General features: G+C 69.2%; 18 protein-coding genes. 15 read left to right on the forward strand and 3 right to left on the reverse strand.

Features of this window, described 5'->3' with window-relative positions; translation table 11 throughout:
• The first annotated feature begins 97 nt into the window (after positions 1 to 97).
• From purN to GP2_RS02470, 9 genes are all read left to right on the forward strand, one after another.
• The gene (purN, locus tag GP2_RS02430) at positions 98 to 721 is read left to right on the forward strand and encodes a phosphoribosylglycinamide formyltransferase (protein WP_006898872.1); all 624 of its coding nucleotides are present in this window, start codon (positions 98 to 100) and stop codon (positions 719 to 721) included.
• Entirely contained in the window at positions 718 to 2,289 is a 1,572-nt protein-coding gene (gene purH / locus GP2_RS02435; RefSeq protein WP_006898873.1) for a bifunctional phosphoribosylaminoimidazolecarboxamide formyltransferase/IMP cyclohydrolase, read from the forward strand. The genes purN and purH overlap by 4 nt, the downstream gene beginning before the upstream one ends.
• Positions 2,276 to 3,019 carry a sulfite exporter TauE/SafE family protein gene (locus GP2_RS02440; protein WP_083900173.1) on the forward strand — a complete coding sequence of 248 codons (744 nt, stop codon included), beginning with the start codon at positions 2,276 to 2,278 and terminating at the stop codon, positions 3,017 to 3,019. The genes purH and GP2_RS02440 overlap by 14 nt, the downstream gene beginning before the upstream one ends.
• 371 nt (positions 3,020 to 3,390) lie before the next feature.
• Positions 3,391 to 4,305 carry a TauD/TfdA dioxygenase family protein gene (locus GP2_RS02445; protein WP_006898875.1) on the forward strand — a complete coding sequence of 305 codons (915 nt, stop codon included), beginning with the start codon at positions 3,391 to 3,393 and terminating at the stop codon, positions 4,303 to 4,305.
• Between the two features lie 160 nt (positions 4,306 to 4,465).
• Positions 4,466 to 4,846, forward strand: coding sequence for an ArsR/SmtB family transcription factor (locus tag GP2_RS02450; protein ID WP_006898876.1), 381 nt, complete (start codon positions 4,466 to 4,468; stop codon positions 4,844 to 4,846).
• Entirely contained in the window at positions 4,843 to 5,337 is a 495-nt protein-coding gene (locus GP2_RS02455) for an SRPBCC domain-containing protein (RefSeq protein ID WP_006898877.1), read from the forward strand. The genes GP2_RS02450 and GP2_RS02455 overlap by 4 nt, the downstream gene beginning before the upstream one ends.
• Positions 5,338 to 5,341: 4 nt before the next feature.
• Positions 5,342 to 5,914: a DinB family protein gene (locus GP2_RS02460; protein WP_006898878.1), complete on the forward strand. Its 573-nt coding sequence runs from the start codon at positions 5,342 to 5,344 to the stop codon at positions 5,912 to 5,914.
• Positions 5,915 to 6,041: 127 nt separating this feature from the next.
• Complete coding sequence (locus tag GP2_RS02465; protein ID WP_006898879.1) at positions 6,042 to 7,487, forward strand: sigma 54-interacting transcriptional regulator; 1,446 nt, start codon at positions 6,042 to 6,044, stop codon at positions 7,485 to 7,487.
• A gap of 25 nt (positions 7,488 to 7,512) precedes the next feature.
• Positions 7,513 to 9,516: a vWA domain-containing protein gene (locus GP2_RS02470; RefSeq protein WP_006898880.1), complete on the forward strand. Its 2,004-nt coding sequence runs from the start codon at positions 7,513 to 7,515 to the stop codon at positions 9,514 to 9,516.
• A 25-nt stretch (positions 9,517 to 9,541) separates the two neighbouring features.
• On the opposite strand, the gene GP2_RS02475 is transcribed toward GP2_RS02470, so the two are convergent.
• Positions 9,542 to 10,204 carry a hypothetical protein gene (locus GP2_RS02475; RefSeq protein ID WP_006898881.1) on the reverse strand — a complete coding sequence of 221 codons (663 nt, stop codon included), beginning with the start codon at positions 10,202 to 10,204 and terminating at the stop codon, positions 9,542 to 9,544.
• A 169-nt stretch (positions 10,205 to 10,373) separates the two neighbouring features.
• Between GP2_RS02475 and GP2_RS02480 the strand changes: the two genes are divergently transcribed.
• Positions 10,374 to 11,018, forward strand: a complete 645-nt coding sequence (locus tag GP2_RS02480; RefSeq protein ID WP_040526248.1) for a DUF1707 SHOCT-like domain-containing protein — start codon at positions 10,374 to 10,376, stop codon at positions 11,016 to 11,018.
• Between the two features lie 61 nt (positions 11,019 to 11,079).
• Here the strand turns inward: GP2_RS02480 and GP2_RS02485 are convergent, their stop codons facing one another.
• Positions 11,080 to 12,015, reverse strand: coding sequence for an AEC family transporter (locus GP2_RS02485; protein WP_006898883.1), 936 nt, complete (start codon positions 12,013 to 12,015; stop codon positions 11,080 to 11,082).
• A 60-nt stretch (positions 12,016 to 12,075) separates the two neighbouring features.
• Here GP2_RS02485 and GP2_RS02490 point away from each other — a divergent pair, with 60 nt between their 5' ends.
• The 5 genes from GP2_RS02490 to GP2_RS02510 all read left to right on the forward strand — a co-directional run bounded on the left by GP2_RS02490 (position 12,076) and on the right by GP2_RS02510 (position 15,988).
• Positions 12,076 to 12,777, forward strand: coding sequence for a DUF4190 domain-containing protein (locus tag GP2_RS02490; protein ID WP_051997147.1), 702 nt, complete (start codon positions 12,076 to 12,078; stop codon positions 12,775 to 12,777).
• A gap of 736 nt (positions 12,778 to 13,513) precedes the next feature.
• Complete coding sequence (locus GP2_RS22025) at positions 13,514 to 13,831, forward strand: DUF4190 domain-containing protein (protein WP_230824640.1); 318 nt, start codon at positions 13,514 to 13,516, stop codon at positions 13,829 to 13,831.
• A 185-nt stretch (positions 13,832 to 14,016) separates the two neighbouring features.
• Complete coding sequence (rpmF, locus tag GP2_RS02500; protein ID WP_006898886.1) at positions 14,017 to 14,190, forward strand: 50S ribosomal protein L32; 174 nt, start codon at positions 14,017 to 14,019, stop codon at positions 14,188 to 14,190.
• 140 nt (positions 14,191 to 14,330) lie between these two features.
• Positions 14,331 to 14,939: a trimeric intracellular cation channel family protein gene (locus GP2_RS02505; RefSeq protein WP_006898887.1), complete on the forward strand. Its 609-nt coding sequence runs from the start codon at positions 14,331 to 14,333 to the stop codon at positions 14,937 to 14,939.
• 122 nt (positions 14,940 to 15,061) lie between these two features.
• The gene (locus GP2_RS02510) at positions 15,062 to 15,988 is read left to right on the forward strand and encodes a type IV toxin-antitoxin system AbiEi family antitoxin domain-containing protein (protein ID WP_006898888.1); all 927 of its coding nucleotides are present in this window, start codon (positions 15,062 to 15,064) and stop codon (positions 15,986 to 15,988) included.
• A gap of 78 nt (positions 15,989 to 16,066) precedes the next feature.
• Here the strand turns inward: GP2_RS02510 and GP2_RS02515 are convergent, their stop codons facing one another.
• Positions 16,067 to 16,837, reverse strand: a complete 771-nt coding sequence (locus tag GP2_RS02515; RefSeq protein ID WP_006898889.1) for an SDR family oxidoreductase — start codon at positions 16,835 to 16,837, stop codon at positions 16,067 to 16,069.
• Between the last annotated feature and the right edge of the window lie 58 nt (positions 16,838 to 16,895).

A 16,895-nucleotide genomic window follows, 5' to 3' on the forward strand; every position in this document is an offset into this window, starting at 1 on the left:
CTCTCGGCACCGGTGCCCACGGCGCCGTCCCGCGGGGACGCAACCGTGCACAGACCCGCCGATCGCGGCTCGACGTGCTGCTATTAGGCTCGAAGCCGTGACATCGGAGACCGCGTCAGAACGCACGCCCCTCGTGGTGATGGCGTCCGGTACCGGTTCTCTGCTCGAGTCGCTGATCGCCCGCGCCGACGCCGCCGACGCCCCGTTCCGGATCGCCGCGATCGTCGTCGACCGCACGTGCCGCGCCCAGGACATCGCGCAGCGCAACGACATCCCGCTGATCACCTGCCGGCTCGGCGACCATCCGGATCGCGCCGCCTGGGATCGCGCGCTCACCGACGCGGTCGCCGCTGTCGACCCCGGCTGGATCGTCACCGCGGGGTTCATGAAGATCCTCGGTCCCGCGTTCCTCGGCCGGTTCGGCGGGCGCATCGTCAACTCGCATCCGGCCCTGCTGCCGGCCTTCCCCGGCGCACACGGCGTGCCCGACGCGCTCGAGTACGGCGTCAAGGTGACCGGCGCGACCGTGCACCTCGTCGACGAGGGCGTGGACACCGGCCCCATCCTGGCGCAACAGGTGGTCACGGTCGCCGACGACGACACCGTCGAAACCCTGCACGAACGGATCAAGACTGTCGAGCGAGTGTTGCTCGCCGACGTGGTGACCGCCCTGGTCACCCGAGGAGTAGTCATCGATGGACGAAAGGCCCGCATCCCGTGAACGCACAGCCCGCTGACAGCGCCCGCCGACCCATCCGGCGCGCACTGGTGAGTGTCTACGACAAGAGCGGCCTGGCCGAACTCGCGACCGCGCTGAAGGACGCAGGCGTGGAGATCGTCTCGACGGGATCGACCGCCAAGACCATCGCCGACGCGGGTGCCCCGGTGATCGAGGTCTCGACGCTGACCGGGTTCCCCGAGTGCCTCGACGGCCGCGTCAAGACCCTTCACCCGAAGGTGCATGCCGGCATCCTCGCCGACACCCGCAAGGACGACCACGTCGCGCAGCTCGCCGAACTCGGCGTCGCCGCCTTCGACCTCGTCGTCGTGAACCTCTACCCGTTCAGCGAGACGGTCGCCTCGGGGGCCACCCCCGACGAATGCATCGAGCAGATCGACATCGGCGGCCCGTCGATGGTGCGCGGCGCCGCCAAGAACCACCCGTCGGTCGCGGTCGTGACCAGCCCGGCCGACTACGGCCAGGTGACCGAGGCCCTGCAGTCCGGCGGCTTCACCCTCGCCGAGCGCAAGAAGCTGGCCGCCAAGGCCTTCCGCCACACCGCCGATTACGACGTCGCGGTCGCCTCGTGGATGTCGAGCGTCGTGGCGCCCGAGGACGATTCGCTGTTCCCGGCCTGGACCGGCGCCACCTGGACCCGGTCGGCGGTGCTGCGTTACGGCGAGAACCCGCACCAGGCCGCCGCTCTCTACGTCGGCGACGCGAGCGTCGGCGGTGTCGCCACCGCCGAGCAGCTGCACGGCAAGGAGATGAGCTACAACAACTACACCGACGCCGACGCCGCCTGGCGCGCAGCCCACGACTTCGACGCCCCGGCGGTCGCGATCATCAAGCACGCGAACCCGTGCGGCATCGCCGTCGGCGCCGACATCGCCGAGGCCCACCGCAAGGCGCACGCCTGCGACCCGGTGTCGGCCTACGGCGGCGTGATCGCCGCGAATCGCGAGATCACCGTGGAAATGGCCGAGCAGGTCGCCGAGATCTTCACCGAGGTCATCATCGCCCCCGGCTTCGCCGACGGCGCGCTCTCGGTGCTGACCCGCAAGAAGAACATCCGCGTCCTGGTGGCCACGCCGCCGTCGAGCAGCATCGAGACCAAGCCGGTCTCGGGCGGTCTGCTGATGCAGGAGCGCGACGTCCTCGACGCCGAGGGCGACAACCCGGAGAACTGGACCCTGGTCGCCGGCCCGCCGGCCGACAAGCAGACCCTGGCCGACCTCGAGTTCGCCTGGCGCGCTTGCCGTTCGGTCAAGTCGAACGCGATCCTGCTGGCCTCCGACGGCGCGTCGGTCGGTGTGGGCATGGGGCAGGTCAACCGCGTCGACTCCGCGCACCTGGCCGTGCAGCGCGCCGGTGACCGGGCCGCGGGCAGCGTCGGGGCGTCGGACGCCTTCTTCCCGTTCCCGGACGGCCTGCAGGTCCTGCTGAACGCCGGTGTGAAGGCCGTCGTGCAGCCGGGCGGATCGATCCGCGACAACGAGGTCATCGAGGCTGCCGAGGAGGCGGGCGTGACGCTCTACCTCACCGGGGCACGCCATTTCGCTCACTGATCTCGCACTACTCCTCCTCGCGGGGTTCGGCGCGGGTCTGATCGGCTACATCACCGGACTGGCGTCGGTGGTGAGCTATCCCGCGCTCCTCGCGGTCGGACTTCCCCCGATCGCGGCGAACGTGACCAACACGGTCGCGCTCGTCGCGGTCGGGGTCGGAAGCACCGCGCAGTCCGGGAGAGTCCTCCTCGACGGTGACCGGCGACGGCTCATCGTCGGGGTGATCGCGGCGCTCGTCGGCGGAACCGTGGGCGCCGCACTGCTTCTCGTCACGCCCGCGGAGGCGTTCGAGGCGATCGTCCCGTTCCTCGTCGCCATCGCCGCGATCGCGCTGCTCATACAACCGGTTCTACGGCGGTGGGCCACCGGCCGCGTCGAGCATCCGGCGGTGTTCCTCCTCGGGCTGTTCCTGATCTGCATCTACGGCGGATACTTCGGCGCCGGTGCGGGCATCATGATCCTCGCGCTGATGCTCGTGGTCACCAGCGAGCCGCTGTGGCGTGCGGCGCTGAGCAAGTCGCTGTTCCTCGGCATCGCCAACGCCATCGCCGCCGTCGGGTTCATGATCTTCGGTCCCGTGCACTGGTGGGCCGCGCTCGCCATGGCCATCGGTTGTCTGGCCGGCGGCTGGTGCGGTCCGCCCGTCGTCAAGCGGCTACCCGCCGAGCCGCTGCGGATCGTGGTGGGACTGTGCGGCCTCGGTCTGGCGGTGTGGCTGGCGGTGGGCTGAGACGCGAAGGGTCCCGACCATGGGGGAACAGGACTTCACGCGAACACCGATGACGAGCAGGTCCATCCGTCGCGCGAGGACCCACGCTTCCGGGCCGGCACCTGGACGCGAGTTGTTCACCCGTGTTCACCGTGAACTCGACGGCGTTGCGGAGGTGACGGCGGACCTCGACGTCGATCGTCTGGACCGAACGGGGGTTTTTCCCAGACTGAATCCAACCCGTGCGCGTGACGCGTCGGAGGAATAGACAGGACTTGTGTCCGCCTCGATGACGCTCCATTCGATGAACTTCTCCGACGGTTCCCATCACGGGTCCCCGCCGGCGGCGGCTGTTGACCACCCCATCCGCCGTTCGTCGAGAAGGACTCATCATGACCACCGCACATCCCGCCCCTGACCTCCGCACCGCTGCTTCTGCCGCCCTCTCGTCGGGCATCGTCGCCTCGGGCGTCGAACTCGACATCGACGAGTTCGGCCCGCACTTCGGCGCCGAGATCCGCGGCATCGACGTCGCGCAGGCCACCGACGACCAGGTGCGCGCCATCCGTCAGGCACTCATCGAGTACAAGGTCATCGTCCTACGCGACCAGAACCTCGACGATGCCTCGCACATCGAGTTCGGAAACCGGCTGGGGGAGCTGACCACCGGTCATCCGGTCTGGGACAGCGGCGATGTGCCCGACGAGGTGTACGAGCTCGACAGCGCCGACAACGGATTCGCCGACGTGTGGCACACCGACGTGACGTTCATGCCGCGCCCGCCGATGGGTTCGATCCTGCGCCCGGTGGTGTTGCCGCGCAACGGCGGCGACACCAACTGGGCCGACGCCGAGCTCGCGTACTCGTCGTTGTCGGAGCCGGTCCGCCGCCTCGTCGACGGGTTGACCGCCGTCCACGACGGCAATCGCGAGTTCGGGTACTACCTGCGGCACAAGCGCAAGGGCCAGGGGAACACCTGGGACGGCAGGGAGGTCACCGAACTGGTGCCGGTGAGCCACCCCGTCGTCCGTGTCCACCCGGAGACCGGCCGCAAGGCCCTGTTCGTCAATCCCGGTTTCACCTCGCACATCGAGGGCGTCTCCGAGTTCGAGAGCCGCGCCATCCTCGACATGCTCTACGCGCACATCACCAAGCCCGAGCACATCGTCCGCCATCGCTGGCGTGCCGGCGACCTGGTGCTGTGGGACAACCGCAACACCCTGCACTACGCGAACCGCGACTACGGCGACAACCGGCGGATCATGCACCGCATCACGCTCAGGGGAGACGTGCCCGTCGGGCCCTGAGCCGACGGCAGGGTCCGCACGACATCCGTATGACGTTGTGCCCGGAAGCCGGGCGCAACGTCATACGGATTTTTCTGCTCCAGTATTCAACCAAGGGGTTGACAAAGGTCCCGGATCGGCGCACGCTCATATTCAACCGAACGGTTGAGGAGGACATCGGATGGCAGACGAGCTCTCGAAGGTCTTCGCCGCACTGGCGGACCCCACCCGGCGCGACATCGTCGCCCGTCTGGCGGTCTCCGATGCGACGGTGAGCGAGCTCGCCGCGCCCTACGACGTCAGCATCCAGGCGGTGTCCAAGCACCTGAAGGTGCTCGAGGACGCCGGCCTGGTGAGCCGAACCCGGGAGGCCCAGAAACGTCCGGTCCATCTGGAAACAGAGGTGTTCGACCTCATGACCAAGTGGATCGAGCGGTACCGCAAGCGGGCGGAAGAGCGCTACCAGCGCCTCGACGCACTGCTCGCCGAGATGAACGACGGACCCGCGGCATCCGAGCCCGGGGACGACATCGAGACACCCCAGGAAGGAAAGGCGTCATGAGCACCACCGCAACCCGCTACCCCGAAGCCGCGATCGAGGCCGACAAGGAGGTCCCGATCATCCGGATCACCCGCGACTTCCGCGCCACGCCGGCCCAGCTGATGAAGGCGCACACCGACCCGGAACTGTTCGTCCGCTGGAACGGGCCCGAGACGGTCTCCAGCCGCATCGTCGAATGGGACGTCCGCGACGGCGGCAGCTGGCGCTACATCTCGACCCACGAGGGGCAGGACCACGAGTTCCGCGGCTGCTTCCACACAGTCGGCGAGGACAAGATCGTGCAGACCTTCACGTGGATGGGCATGCCTGACCAGGTCTCGTTGGAGACGATGTGGTTCGAGGACCTCGGCGACGGCACCACCCGGCTCCACGCGCAGTCGCTGTGCGACAGCTTCGCCGATCGCGACGCCTGGCTGTCGTCGGGTATGGAGGTCGGCGTCAACGAGGGCTACAAGGCGCTCGACCGCCTGCTCGAGGCCGGCGAGCTGTAGAGCGATGTCGCTGTCGGAACTCGACGCCGCCGCCCGGCACCGCGAGGTCGCGACGGGCTTCTCCGGCATCGTCGCAGTCGTCGCCGATTGGGAGGCCCCGACGCCGGTCGACGGATGGGTGGCGCGTGACGTCGTCGCCCACCTCGTCGACTGGTCCACCGGCTTCCTCGAGGCCGTCGGGATCTCCCTGCCCGGCGGGCCGTCCGTCGCCGACGACCCGGCGGGTGCGTGGTCGGCTCACGCCGCATCGATCCAGGGCCTGCTGGACGGGTCGAGGGCCGACGAGACGATCACCCACCCGATGACCGGCGAACACCGGCTCGCCGACGCGATCGACCGGTTCTACACCGCCGACGTGTTCATGCACACCTGGGACCTGGCCCGATCGCAGGGCATCACACCCGAACTCGACGCCGCCCACGCGCAGCTGATGCTCGACGGGATGGTTCCGATCGAGGACATGATGCGACGGTCCGGCCAGTACGGACCCGCGGTCGAGGTGCCCGCCGGCGCCGACGCCGTCACCCGGCTCATGGGATTCATCGGACGCGATCCGGCGTGGGCGCCGCGGGTCTGAGCGTCGGGACCCGCGCCGGTCGATGGGCCCCGGCAGAACCCGGCACCGCGGCGAGGTCCTTCCTGGGTCGTCTCGGGCGGTGGGCATGAGCCCCACGCCACGCACGCAGGTCACGTTTCGGAGTAGCGTGGATCACGTGCCAGAGGACAACTTCACCACGCATGGTTCTCAGACGACCGAAACCCGCCATCCCTCGCCCCGCACCCTGGGTGAGCTGCGTGCCAGCGGCCATGTCTTCCGCAGTGTGCGAGACGAGATCCGCAACAACCTGCTGACCGCGCTCCGGGAGGGTCGCGACCCCTGGCCGGGGATCGTCGGTTTCGAGTCCACCGTCATCCCCCAACTCGAACGCGCACTCATCGCCGGCCACGACGTCGTGATGCTCGGTGAGCGCGGCCAGGGCAAGACCCGCATCCTGCGCACCCTCGTGAACCTGCTCGACGAGTGGACCCCGGTCATCGCCGGGTCCGAACTCGGCGAGCACCCGTACGAGCCGATCACCCCGGCGTCGATCCGCAAGGCCGCCAACCTGCTCGACGACCTGCCCATCGAGTGGCGTCACCGCTCGCAGCGCTACAGCGAGAAACTCGCCACCCCCGACACCTCGGTGGCCGACCTCGTCGGCGACATCGACCCGATGAAGGTGGCCGAGGGCCGCAGCCTCGGCGACCCGGAGACCATCCACTTCGGTCTCATCCCGCGGGCGCACCGCGGCATCGTCGCGATCAACGAGCTGCCCGACCTCGCCGAGCGCATCCAGGTCGCGATGCTCAACGTGATGGAGGAGCGTGACATCCAGGTCCGCGGCTACACGCTGCGCCTGCCGCTCGACGTCCTGGTGATGGCCAGCGCCAACCCCGAGGACTACACCAACCGCGGCCGCATCATCACCCCGCTCAAGGACCGGTTCGGCGCCGAGATCCGCACGCACTACCCGCTCGAACTCGACGACGAGGTCGCCGTCATCGAGCAGGAGGCCGACCTCACCGCGACGGTTCCGTCTTTCATCCTCGAGATCCTGGCCCGCTTCACCCGCTACACCCGCGACCACCCGTCGATCGACCAGCGCTCCGGCGTGTCCGCCCGGTTCTCGATCGCCGCCGCCGAGACCGTCGCCGCCGCCGCGCTGCACCGTTCCGCGGTGACGGGGGAGGAGCAACCGGTGGCCCGCGTCGTCGACCTCGAATCGGTGGTCGAGGTGTTGCGGGGCAAGGTCGAGTTCGAGTCCGGAGAAGAAGGGCGCGAACTGGAGATCCTCGAACACCTCATGCGCAAGTCGATCGCCGACACCGTGCGCGCCCATCTGGGCGGCATCGACATGGCGCCGCTCGTCCACGCGCTGGAGAACGGCGAACCGGTCGTGACCGGCGACCGCGTCACCGCCGCGGAGTTCCTCTCGTCGATCCCGTCGCCGGAGACCACCTCGGCGGTCCTCGACGAGATCGCCGAGCGACTCGAGGCCGACTCCGACGGGGAGCGGGCCAGCGCCGTCGAACTGGCGCTCGAGGGTCTGTACCTCGCCCGCCGGATCGGCAAGGAGGCCGACGAGTCCGGCCAGACGATCTACGGCTGAGCCGGCACCGATCAGGGGAGAACACATGGCGCGCAAGACCTTCCATCGCTCGCGCTATCAGCGGTACACCGGCGGGCCGGACCCGCTGGCGCCACCGGTGGACCTGCGCGAGGCGCTGGAGCGAATCGGCGACGACGTCATGGCCGGTGCGTCGCCGCAGCGTGCCCTGCGGGAGCTGCTCCGGCGCGGCACGCCGACCATGCGCGGGCTCGACAAGCTGCGCGAGCAGGTCAACCGCCGGCGGCAGGAGCTGCTGAAGAATCGCAATCTCGACGGCACCTTCGCCGAGATCCGCGAGCTGCTCGACCGGGCTGTGCTCGAGGAGCGCAAGCAACTCGCCCGCGACCTCGACGACGACGCGCGGTTCGCGGAGATGCAGATCGGCAACCTCCCGCCGTCGACCGCGCAGGCCGTCGAGGAGCTGGCGAACTACGACTGGCGCAGCCCGCAGGCCCGCGCCGACTACGAGAAGATCAAGGATCTCCTCGGCCGCGAACTGCTCGACCAGCGGTTCGCCGGGATGAAGCAGGCCCTCGAGGGCGCGACCGAGGCCGACCGGCAACGGATCTCGGACATGCTCACAGACCTCAACGAGCTTCTCGAGGCCCACAACCGCGGCGAGGACACCTCGGAGAAGTTCGAGGAGTTCATGGACAAGCACGGGGAGTTCTTCCCGGAGAATCCCCGCAACACCGACGAACTCGTCGACTCGCTGGCGCAGCGGGCCGCGGCCGCCCAGCAGTTCTACAACTCGCTCACCCCCGAACAGCGAGCCGAACTCGACCAGCTCGCGCAGCAGGCGTTCGGCTCCCCCGAGCTGATGAACCAACTGGCACAGATGGATTCGCAGCTGCGGATGGCGCGGCCCGGCCTGGACTGGGACAACGCGCAGTCCTTCTCCGGGGATCAGCCGATGGGGCTCGGCGAGGGCGCTGCGGCGCTGCGCGACATCGCCGAACTCGAGGCGCTGAGCGAGCAGCTGTCGCAGCAGTACGCCGGCGCGCAGATGGAGGACATCGACCTCGACGCGCTCGCCCGGCAGCTGGGGGAGGAGGCCGCCGTCGACGCGCGGATGCTCGCCGAGCTCGAGAAGGCGCTCTCCGAACAGGGGTTCTTCGATCGCACCGCCGACGGGCAGCTCCGGTTGAGCCCGAAGGCGATGCGTCAGCTCGGGCAGTCCATCTTCCGCGACATCGCCCAGCAGCTGTCGGGGCGTCGCGGCGACCGGCAGACGCGACAGAGCGGGCTGCTCGGCGAACCCACCGGCGCGAGCCGCGAATGGCAGTTCGGCGACACCGATCCCTGGGACGTGACGCGTACGGTGTCGAACGCGGTGCTGCGCACCGTCTCCGAGACCACCGAGCCGGCGCTCGCGACGTCGGAGATGGCGCGGTCGGGCGTGCGGATCGACGTGCGCGACGTCGAGGTCGCCGAGACCGAGAGCCGCACGCAGGCGGCGGTCGTGCTCCTCGTCGACACGTCGTTCTCCATGGAGATGGAGGGTCGCTGGACGCCGATGAAGCGCACCGCGATCGCGCTGAACCACCTGATCTCGACGAGGTTTCGCACCGACGAGCTGCACCTGATCGCCTTCGGCCGGTACGCCCGGTCGATCGACATCGCCGAGCTGACCGGGCTGCAGCCGCGCATGGAGCAGGGCACCAACCTGCACCACGCACTCCTGCTGGCGCAGCGGCATCTTCGCCGGTTCCCGAACGCGCAACCGGTCGTGCTCATCGTCACCGACGGCGAGCCGACCGCGCATCTGGACCCGAGCGGCGAGCCGTTCTTCTTCTATCCGCCGCACCCGCAGACCATCGCCCTGACCGTGCGCGAACTCGACCACATCTCGCGGATCGGCGCGCAGGTCACGTTCTTCCGGCTCGGCGACGACCCGGGCCTGGCCCACTTCATGGACCAGATCGCGCGGCGGATCGGCGGTCGGGTGGTCGCGCCCGACCTCGACGGCCTCGGCGCCGCGGTGGTCGGGGACTACCTGCGATCGCGGGGTCGGCGCCGACGCGGGTGACCGGCGCCGGGCGCCGCGCCGACCCTCAGGCGGTGCGCGGCTTGCGGCCGGCGATGATCCACAGCACGACGCCGATCAGGAAGAGCAGCCCACCGAGGCCGCCGCCGAGGAAGGCGAGCGCGATTCCGCCGCCGAGACTCAGGATCCCGCCGACGTCGACCGAGGCGACGACGACGCGGTCGGTGCATTCGAACGTGTACGTGCCGCCCTGGACCACCTCGAAGGACGCGAACGACTCCACGTGGTTGCCGTCATGGTCGAATTCGGCGGTCAGGCTGCCGTTTCGGACGGGCTCGGCCGGGCCGTCGATGTTGCACGACGGGGCGCGGCCGTCTTCGGTGAAGAGCGTGAAGGTGTCGCCGGCGTCGTAGGCGTGCCGGGCGGTCGGTTCGACGACGAACGAGTCGTTCACGATGTTCCCGGCCCCGGTCGCGGCCAGGATGCCGCCGACGACGACCGAGACCACCAGGATCGCGAGGCCGACGAAGGTGAGGCCCTTGCCCCAGCGCCGCATCCCGGAGCGGTCCTTCGGCTGGGTCGGGGGAGGTGGGTGGCCGCCCGGTGGGTAGCCGCCCTGGGGATACCCGCCCTGGGGGTAAGCGCCTTGCGGGTAGGCGCCCTGCGGGTACCGGCCGGGGGACGGGGGTCCGGGCTGGTACGGCTGTCCGGGATCAAACGGTTGGCCCACGATCGCCTCCGGTTCTCCGTGCGTGGTCGTCGTTCCCCGACAGGTCGGATTATGCCTCCGCGGCGGGCATCTCGGGGTGCGACCGGGGGATTCCTCAGGGTCGGCGCGGCGATTCGGCAGCCGAGATCAGGGTGGTCCCGCCGCGCATACGCCACTAGGGTCGGTGTACGTGGACACCTCCGGCGATCTCCCCGCTCCCGACGATCGTCGAGCACGGTTGCGTGCGGCCGACGTCGATCGGGAACTGGTACACGAAATCCTCTCCGCGGCCATGGCCCACGGCAGCCTGACGCCGGCCGAGTACGAAGAGCGGGCCGGAAAGGCCGTCGTGGCAAAGACGTTCGCCGATCTCGACGCCCTCACCGACGACCTGCCCATCGCGCAACTGGGTGTCGCCATCCCGGCGCCGTCGCTTGCGCCCGGGCCACGGGTCACCGGTGCCGTCGGGGCGGATGCCGTGCGCCACCGGCTGGCGATCATGTCCGAGAGCGATCTGACGGGGACGGCGGTGGTCGCCGACGAGTTGACCGCGACCGCGATCATGGGCGGGGTGAAGCTCGACCTGCGCGAGGTCGAGTTCGCCAGCCCGGTGCTCACCATCCGCGCTGTCGCGATCATGGGCGGCGTCGAGATCCTCGCGCCCGAGGACGTGACCGTGGAGATCGGGGGCCTCGGGATCATGGGCGGTTTCGGCGGCAGGTCGCAGCGCTCCACCCGGCCGGGGGCGCCGGTGATCCGGGTGACGGGCCTCGCGCTCATGGGCGGCGTCGAGCTGAAGATCCCCAAGCGCAAGGCAATCGACGACCACGACTGAGGGTTGCGACGGCCGAGACCTCGCCGCCACGAGCGCCGGACGGGGCCGAGAGCCGGCGGCCTCAGGCCAGCAACAGGGCGATGGCCGCGATCACCGGGATGGACGCGATCGTGGTGATCAGCCCGGTGTCGCGGGCCAGGATCTGACCCCGCCGGTAGCGGGTGGCGTAGACGAACACGTTCTGGGCGGTCGGCAGGGCCGCGATCACCACCTGTGCGAACAGATCGTGGCCGGTCTGGCCGAATCCCCAGCGCGCGATCGCGTACACGGCCAGCGGCATCGCGACCATCTTCAGCACCGAGGCGAGGAGGATGTCGCGGCGCGGGCTCTCGCCCTTCTTGAAGATCTGCACACCGGTCAGCGACATGCCGAACGCGAGCAGCGCGGTCGGCACCGATGCGTCGCCGAGCATCTTCAGCGGTGACATCACGGCAGCCGGCGGCATCAGGCCGAGCAGCGATACGACGAGTCCGGCGATGCCCCCGACGACGATCGGATTGGTGAGCGGCGCAATCAGCGAGTCCTTGACGACCGAGCGGCCGGACTCCCGTTCGAGGGCGGTGAGGTCGAGCGCCAGCAGCGCCATCGGCGACAGGATCAGGATCTGGAACAGCAGCAGCGGCGCCACGAACGACGCGTCGTCGAGCACGAAGATGGCGATCGGCAGCCCCAGGTTGACGCTGTTGACATACGACGACGACAACGCGCCGATGACCAGCTCGGGAATCCCGCGTCGGAGCGTCAGTTTCGCGATGACGAGATAGGCGGTCGCGATGATCAGGGCGCCGCCGCCGGCGATGACCAGCGTCGAGGAGAAGACGACCGAGAGATCGGACGTCACCAGGGAGTGGAACAACAGCGCCGGGGTGAAGACGAAGAACACCAGACGCGAGAGGACCTCGTGGGCGCGGTCTCCGATGACCCGTGTCCGGCCGAGGACGTAACCCACCCCGACTACTATGAAGATCACCGTGAAGCCGGAGATGACGCCAGACACCGCTCGAGTCTATTCATCAGGGTGAACCACGGAATTGTCGGACCTAAGAAGGGGTAACGGGTGTCACAACCACCGGAGCAGGGATCGGGCAACGACCAGGACGATTGGGGCACGGTTCCGAGCTCGGGGTCTTCGAGCGGCGATCACGGTGTGAATCTGAGCAAGGGCGGCCAGACCCCGCCGGACCCCACGTCCCCGGAGTACGCCCCGACCCAGTTCGGCCAGGCGTACCAGCCGCCCGCCGATCCGCAGGGCCAGGACCCGTACGGCCAGAGTCCATACGGACAGAACGCCTACGAGCAGAATCCGTATGGGCAGCCGTCGCCGGATCCCTACGCGCAGAATCCGTACGGTCAGAGCCCGTACGGGGCGGCGCCGGGCTCGGCCTACGGCGATCCCTACCAGCCGGGACCCGCCTACGGATCGGCGGCGTACGGCGGCGCGAATCCCTACCAGGCAGGCGCCTACCCCGGTTATGCCGCGCCGCCCTCCACGAACGGAAAGGCGATCGCGTCGTTGGTCTGCGGGATCGCCGGCCTGGTGTGCTGTGGGTTGATCACCGGGATCGTCGCCGTGGTCCTCGGTGTGATGGCCCGTCGTGAGGTGAGGGATTCGTCCGGTCGGGAGACCGGGGACGGCCTCGCGCTCGGCGGGATCATCACGGGAACGATCGCGATCGTCTGGTCGCTGGTGTTCATCGTCCTCTACGCGGTGGGTATCGGCGCGGCGATCCTCGACGACAGCAGCACTTCCACCTTCTGAACGATTTCACGCCGATCCTGCCCCTGACCGGGAGATTCTCCGCCCGGTCGGGGGCAGTTCTCATTAGTCTGTGACGAGCGCCGCCGATGACGCCGCGCCCACAGTCGTCGCGCCGCGACGACGCCAGCACGTGAAAGGCCCGAAGATGTCGAACCCGCCCGGAGATGGGGAGTCGCACGAGCCGACCTCCGCACCTCAGTCACCGCCGGAATCCGCCTCCGGCCAGTCGTCTCCCGCCGAAGCCGGTGACGCGGCCCGTCCGGCCCCGATGACGTCGACGCCCGGCGCCGGGCCCGAGGGCACCGAGGTCGCCGAATCTCACAGTCCGGCCGACGCGACCACCCGGATCATCAAGACCGGTCCCACCGTCGGTGGGTCGGGCGAGGCTTCGCCCGAGCCGTTCGGTGCCGCCGGAGAGCCTCCTGCCCCGGGTGGGCCTGCCCCCTCCGGGTACGACTCGACGCGAGTGATCTCCACGCGACCGCCCGCGGGGCCGGGTGGGGCGCCGCAGTCTCAGGGGCAGCCGCCGCAGGGGGCACCCGGGTACGGGGCACCTCAGGGATACGGCGCGCCGGGCGCCGGCCCGCAGGGGTACGGCGCCGCCGGCCACGGCCACGCGGGGGCGCCCGGTCCGGACGCCTCGGGCCAGGCGGGCTCTCCGCAAGGACCAGGACAGTTCGGTCAGGGCGGACCCGGGTCTGCCCAGCATGGGTACGGACAGCCCTACCCTGCGGGGGTGCAGCCCGCGCCGCCCGTCGACCCGGCGGGCTTCGGCGACCCCTACGCCGGGGCGTCGGCGCCGAAGACCAACTCGCTCGCCATCTTCGCGCTGGTGGCGTCGTTGCTGGGGCTCTTCTGCGGTGTCGGCGGCCTGGCCGGTCTGATCATGGGCATCTTCGCGCGCCGGCAGATCGACGCCTCGAACGGTCGGGAGACCGGCGGCGGGCTCGCGCTGGCCGCGATCATCATCGGCGCGATCGTCGTCGTCTGGGCGCTGTTCTGGCTGGTGATGATCGGCACCGGCGCCGTGGACGTCGATTTCTCCAGTTCGTAGGCTCTCGACGGCCACCCCGGGGCGGCCCGCAGGCCTCCATTTTGGAGTTGGGCGCCGCCAACAGGTAGTCTGATCGGGTTGTGTGCCGCGCCCGCGTGGCTGTCAGGCGCACTGACTCGGGTCGACCCGGTGACGCGCGAACGTGCCGACGACCACGCAGACCACAGTAGGAGAAGGGCTCAACCATGGCTGTACCGAAGCGCCGGATGTCGCGGGCGAACACCCGTAGCCGTCGTTCGCAGTGGAAGGCGGACAACCCCGCACTGCAGGAAGAGAAGATCAACGGCGTCCCCGTGCGGATCCCGCGTCGTCTCGTGAAGGCTGCTCGCGCAGGCATCATCGACCTGGATCGCCGCTAGTCTTCTCTCGCTGCCGGAAACGGCACAGCGATCGTTCTACGACGGCCGCCCTCGGATGACCCGGGGGCGGCCGTTCGTGTGCCCTGCATGTGCTTGTCTGTCGTATTGCTGTGGTCGGGTCGTCGTGAGGAGGCTGTGACGTGCTGCTCGACGTCCTGAACTTCGCGGGCATCGCGGTGTTCGCCGCGTCCGGTGCGATGGTGGGTGTCCGCAAGGACTTCGACATGTGGGGCATCATCACCGTCGGCGTGCTGACCGGCGTCGGCGGCGGTGTGCTGCGCGACGTCCTGCTCGGGATCACGCCGCCCACCTCGGTGCAGGGCTACGGCAACGCCCTGACCGCGGCGATCGCGAGCCTGCTCGTCTTCGGGTTCCATCCGGCGTTCACCAAACTGCGCCGTTCGATCCTCGTTCTCGACGCCTTCGGCATGGGCCTGTTCGCGGCGTCGAGTGCGAGTCTGGCCGTCGAGGTGGGCGTCAGTTCCTTCGCCGCCGCGACCGTCGGGCTCCTCACCGCGATCGGTGGCGGCGTCCTGCGCGACGTGATCTCCAACGAGGTCCCGCTGCTGCTGCAACCCGCCGACCTCTACGCCGTTCCCGCCCTTCTCGGCGCCACCGTCGTCGCGCTGGGGTTGCACCACACCTCGCTGCCGCAGTGGGTCTGGCTCGTCGTCGGGTCGATCCTCGCGACGGGTCTGCGACTGCTCGGCCTCAAGTTCAAGTGGCGGTTGCCGACCGCGCGTCGCTGAGACCTCCCGCAAACCCACCCCTTTCGGACACAATCTCACCCTGCGCTGGTGGTGGATCTGTCCATAAGTGGTGGATTTGCGAAAAGGTGGGTCCGAAGCCGCATCTCGTGCGTCTGAATCTCATGGAGATTCCCGCCGATGAGCACGGCCTGATCCGGCGCGCCGACACAGTCGGAACGCACACGACCGAGAAGACGCTCCAGCGGGGCGTCGCCAGGAAAGACCTGTACCGCCTGTGGCCAGGGGCCATGGCCGACTACGCGAAGGTCTCCGACCTCGACGCGGTCGAGAAGCATCGGCTCACCGTCATCGCGGCAGCCGGGGCCGGCCGACCGGGCCGACTCTTCAGTCATGTCTCGGCGGCAGCCGTGCACCGGCTTTCGATGCTCCGCCCTGATCTCGGCAAAGTACACGTCACGTCCCCGAAGGTCGGCAAACAGACAGCGCGGGTTCGGCGTCACCAGGCCGTCGTCGACGAGAAGGACATCATGGTCGTCGATGGCGTGAAGGTCACCTCCCTGGAGCGCACCGCGTGCGATGTGGCCAGGCTCGGCAACAGTCGTCAGGCCCTCGTGGTGCTCGACGCCGCGCTGAGGCGAGGCGCCGACATCCAGCGCATGAACGAGATCCTCGAGGCGTGCAGGCGGTTCAAGGGGGTGGAGATGCTGCGGCGAATGCTGCCCCACGCCGGCGCCTCCTCCGAGTCGGTCGGTGAATCCCTGAGTCGTGCAGTCATGCTCGAGTTCCCCGACCTGCCGGTGCCGCGCCAACAGGTGGAGATCAGGAACGACGCGGGCGAGATCGTGGCGCGCGTGGACTTCCTGCTGGCCGACCGGGTCGTCGGCGAGTTCGACGGCATGATCAAGTACAACGGCGCCGTCGGGGACGCCCCGGCATGGCGGGTCGTGGTCGACGAGAAGCTCCGCGAGGACAGGCTGCGTGCGCTCGGCTATACCGTGGTGCGCTGGACGTGGGATGACCTGCGGGACAAGGCCGCCTTCTACCTGATGCTGAAGCGCGCCCTTCGATCCGCTGGGGTCGACCGATGACAAACCCACCCTGGTTGGACAAACTCACCACCGGTCGCAGGTGAGGTTCTGTCCGAAGAGGGTGGGTTTGCCGGGCGACTACTGGGCGATGAACTTGTTGACGGTCCGGTTGAGGAAGTTCGGGATGAACTTCGCGGCGTTGCCGAGCACCAGGGTCTGCGTGCCGACCGAGTAGCTGGTGCGGTGCAGCAGCTTGTCCTGGAGCGTGGGGTGCACCGACTCCCAGACCTTGTCGGCGACCTGCTCGGGTGTGATCCGGATGCCGAGGGTCTTCGTCGACTTCGCACCCTCGGCCGCCAGGGCGGTCTTGGCCCACAGCGGCCAGATGCTGACGACGCGGATGTCGTCATGCTCCCACTCGAGTTCGAGGGCCTCGGTGAGCCCGGCGACGAAGAACTTGGTGGCCGAGTAGACGGCGATGCCGGGTTGGCCGTAGATCGCCGACGCCGACGCGATGTTCACCAGGTGCGCGCCGGGCGTCTTCTTCAGGTACGGGTGCGCGGCGCGCGCGCCGAGCGCGACGCCGAGTGCGTCGATGTCGATCTGGCGGCGGATCTGATCCGGCGTGATCTCGTCGAGGCGCCCCTCGTGCAGGATGCCGGCGTTGTTGTCGAGGACGTCGAGGGTGCCGCCGGTGTGGGACGTGAACTCCTCGAGTGCGGCGTCCCACTGGTCGGCGTCGCGCACGTCGAGGGTGCCGGTGATCCAGTCGGGGTGGTCGGCCTTGACCTTGGCGAGAGCGTCGGTGTCGACGTCGTACACGCCTACGGTCCACCCCTCGCGGCCGAACCTCTCGGCGGTCGCCAGGCCGATCCCGGCTGCTCCGCCGGTGATGAAGATGGAAGACATGCGAACCCCCAGGTGCTGATCTCGGTGGTTTCGGCGGCGCTGAGCTGCGGAAATCGGC

The organism is Gordonia paraffinivorans NBRC 108238 (assembly GCF_000344155.1).
In the GTDB taxonomy this organism is placed as follows: Bacteria; Actinomycetota; Actinomycetes; order Mycobacteriales; family Mycobacteriaceae; genus Gordonia; species Gordonia paraffinivorans.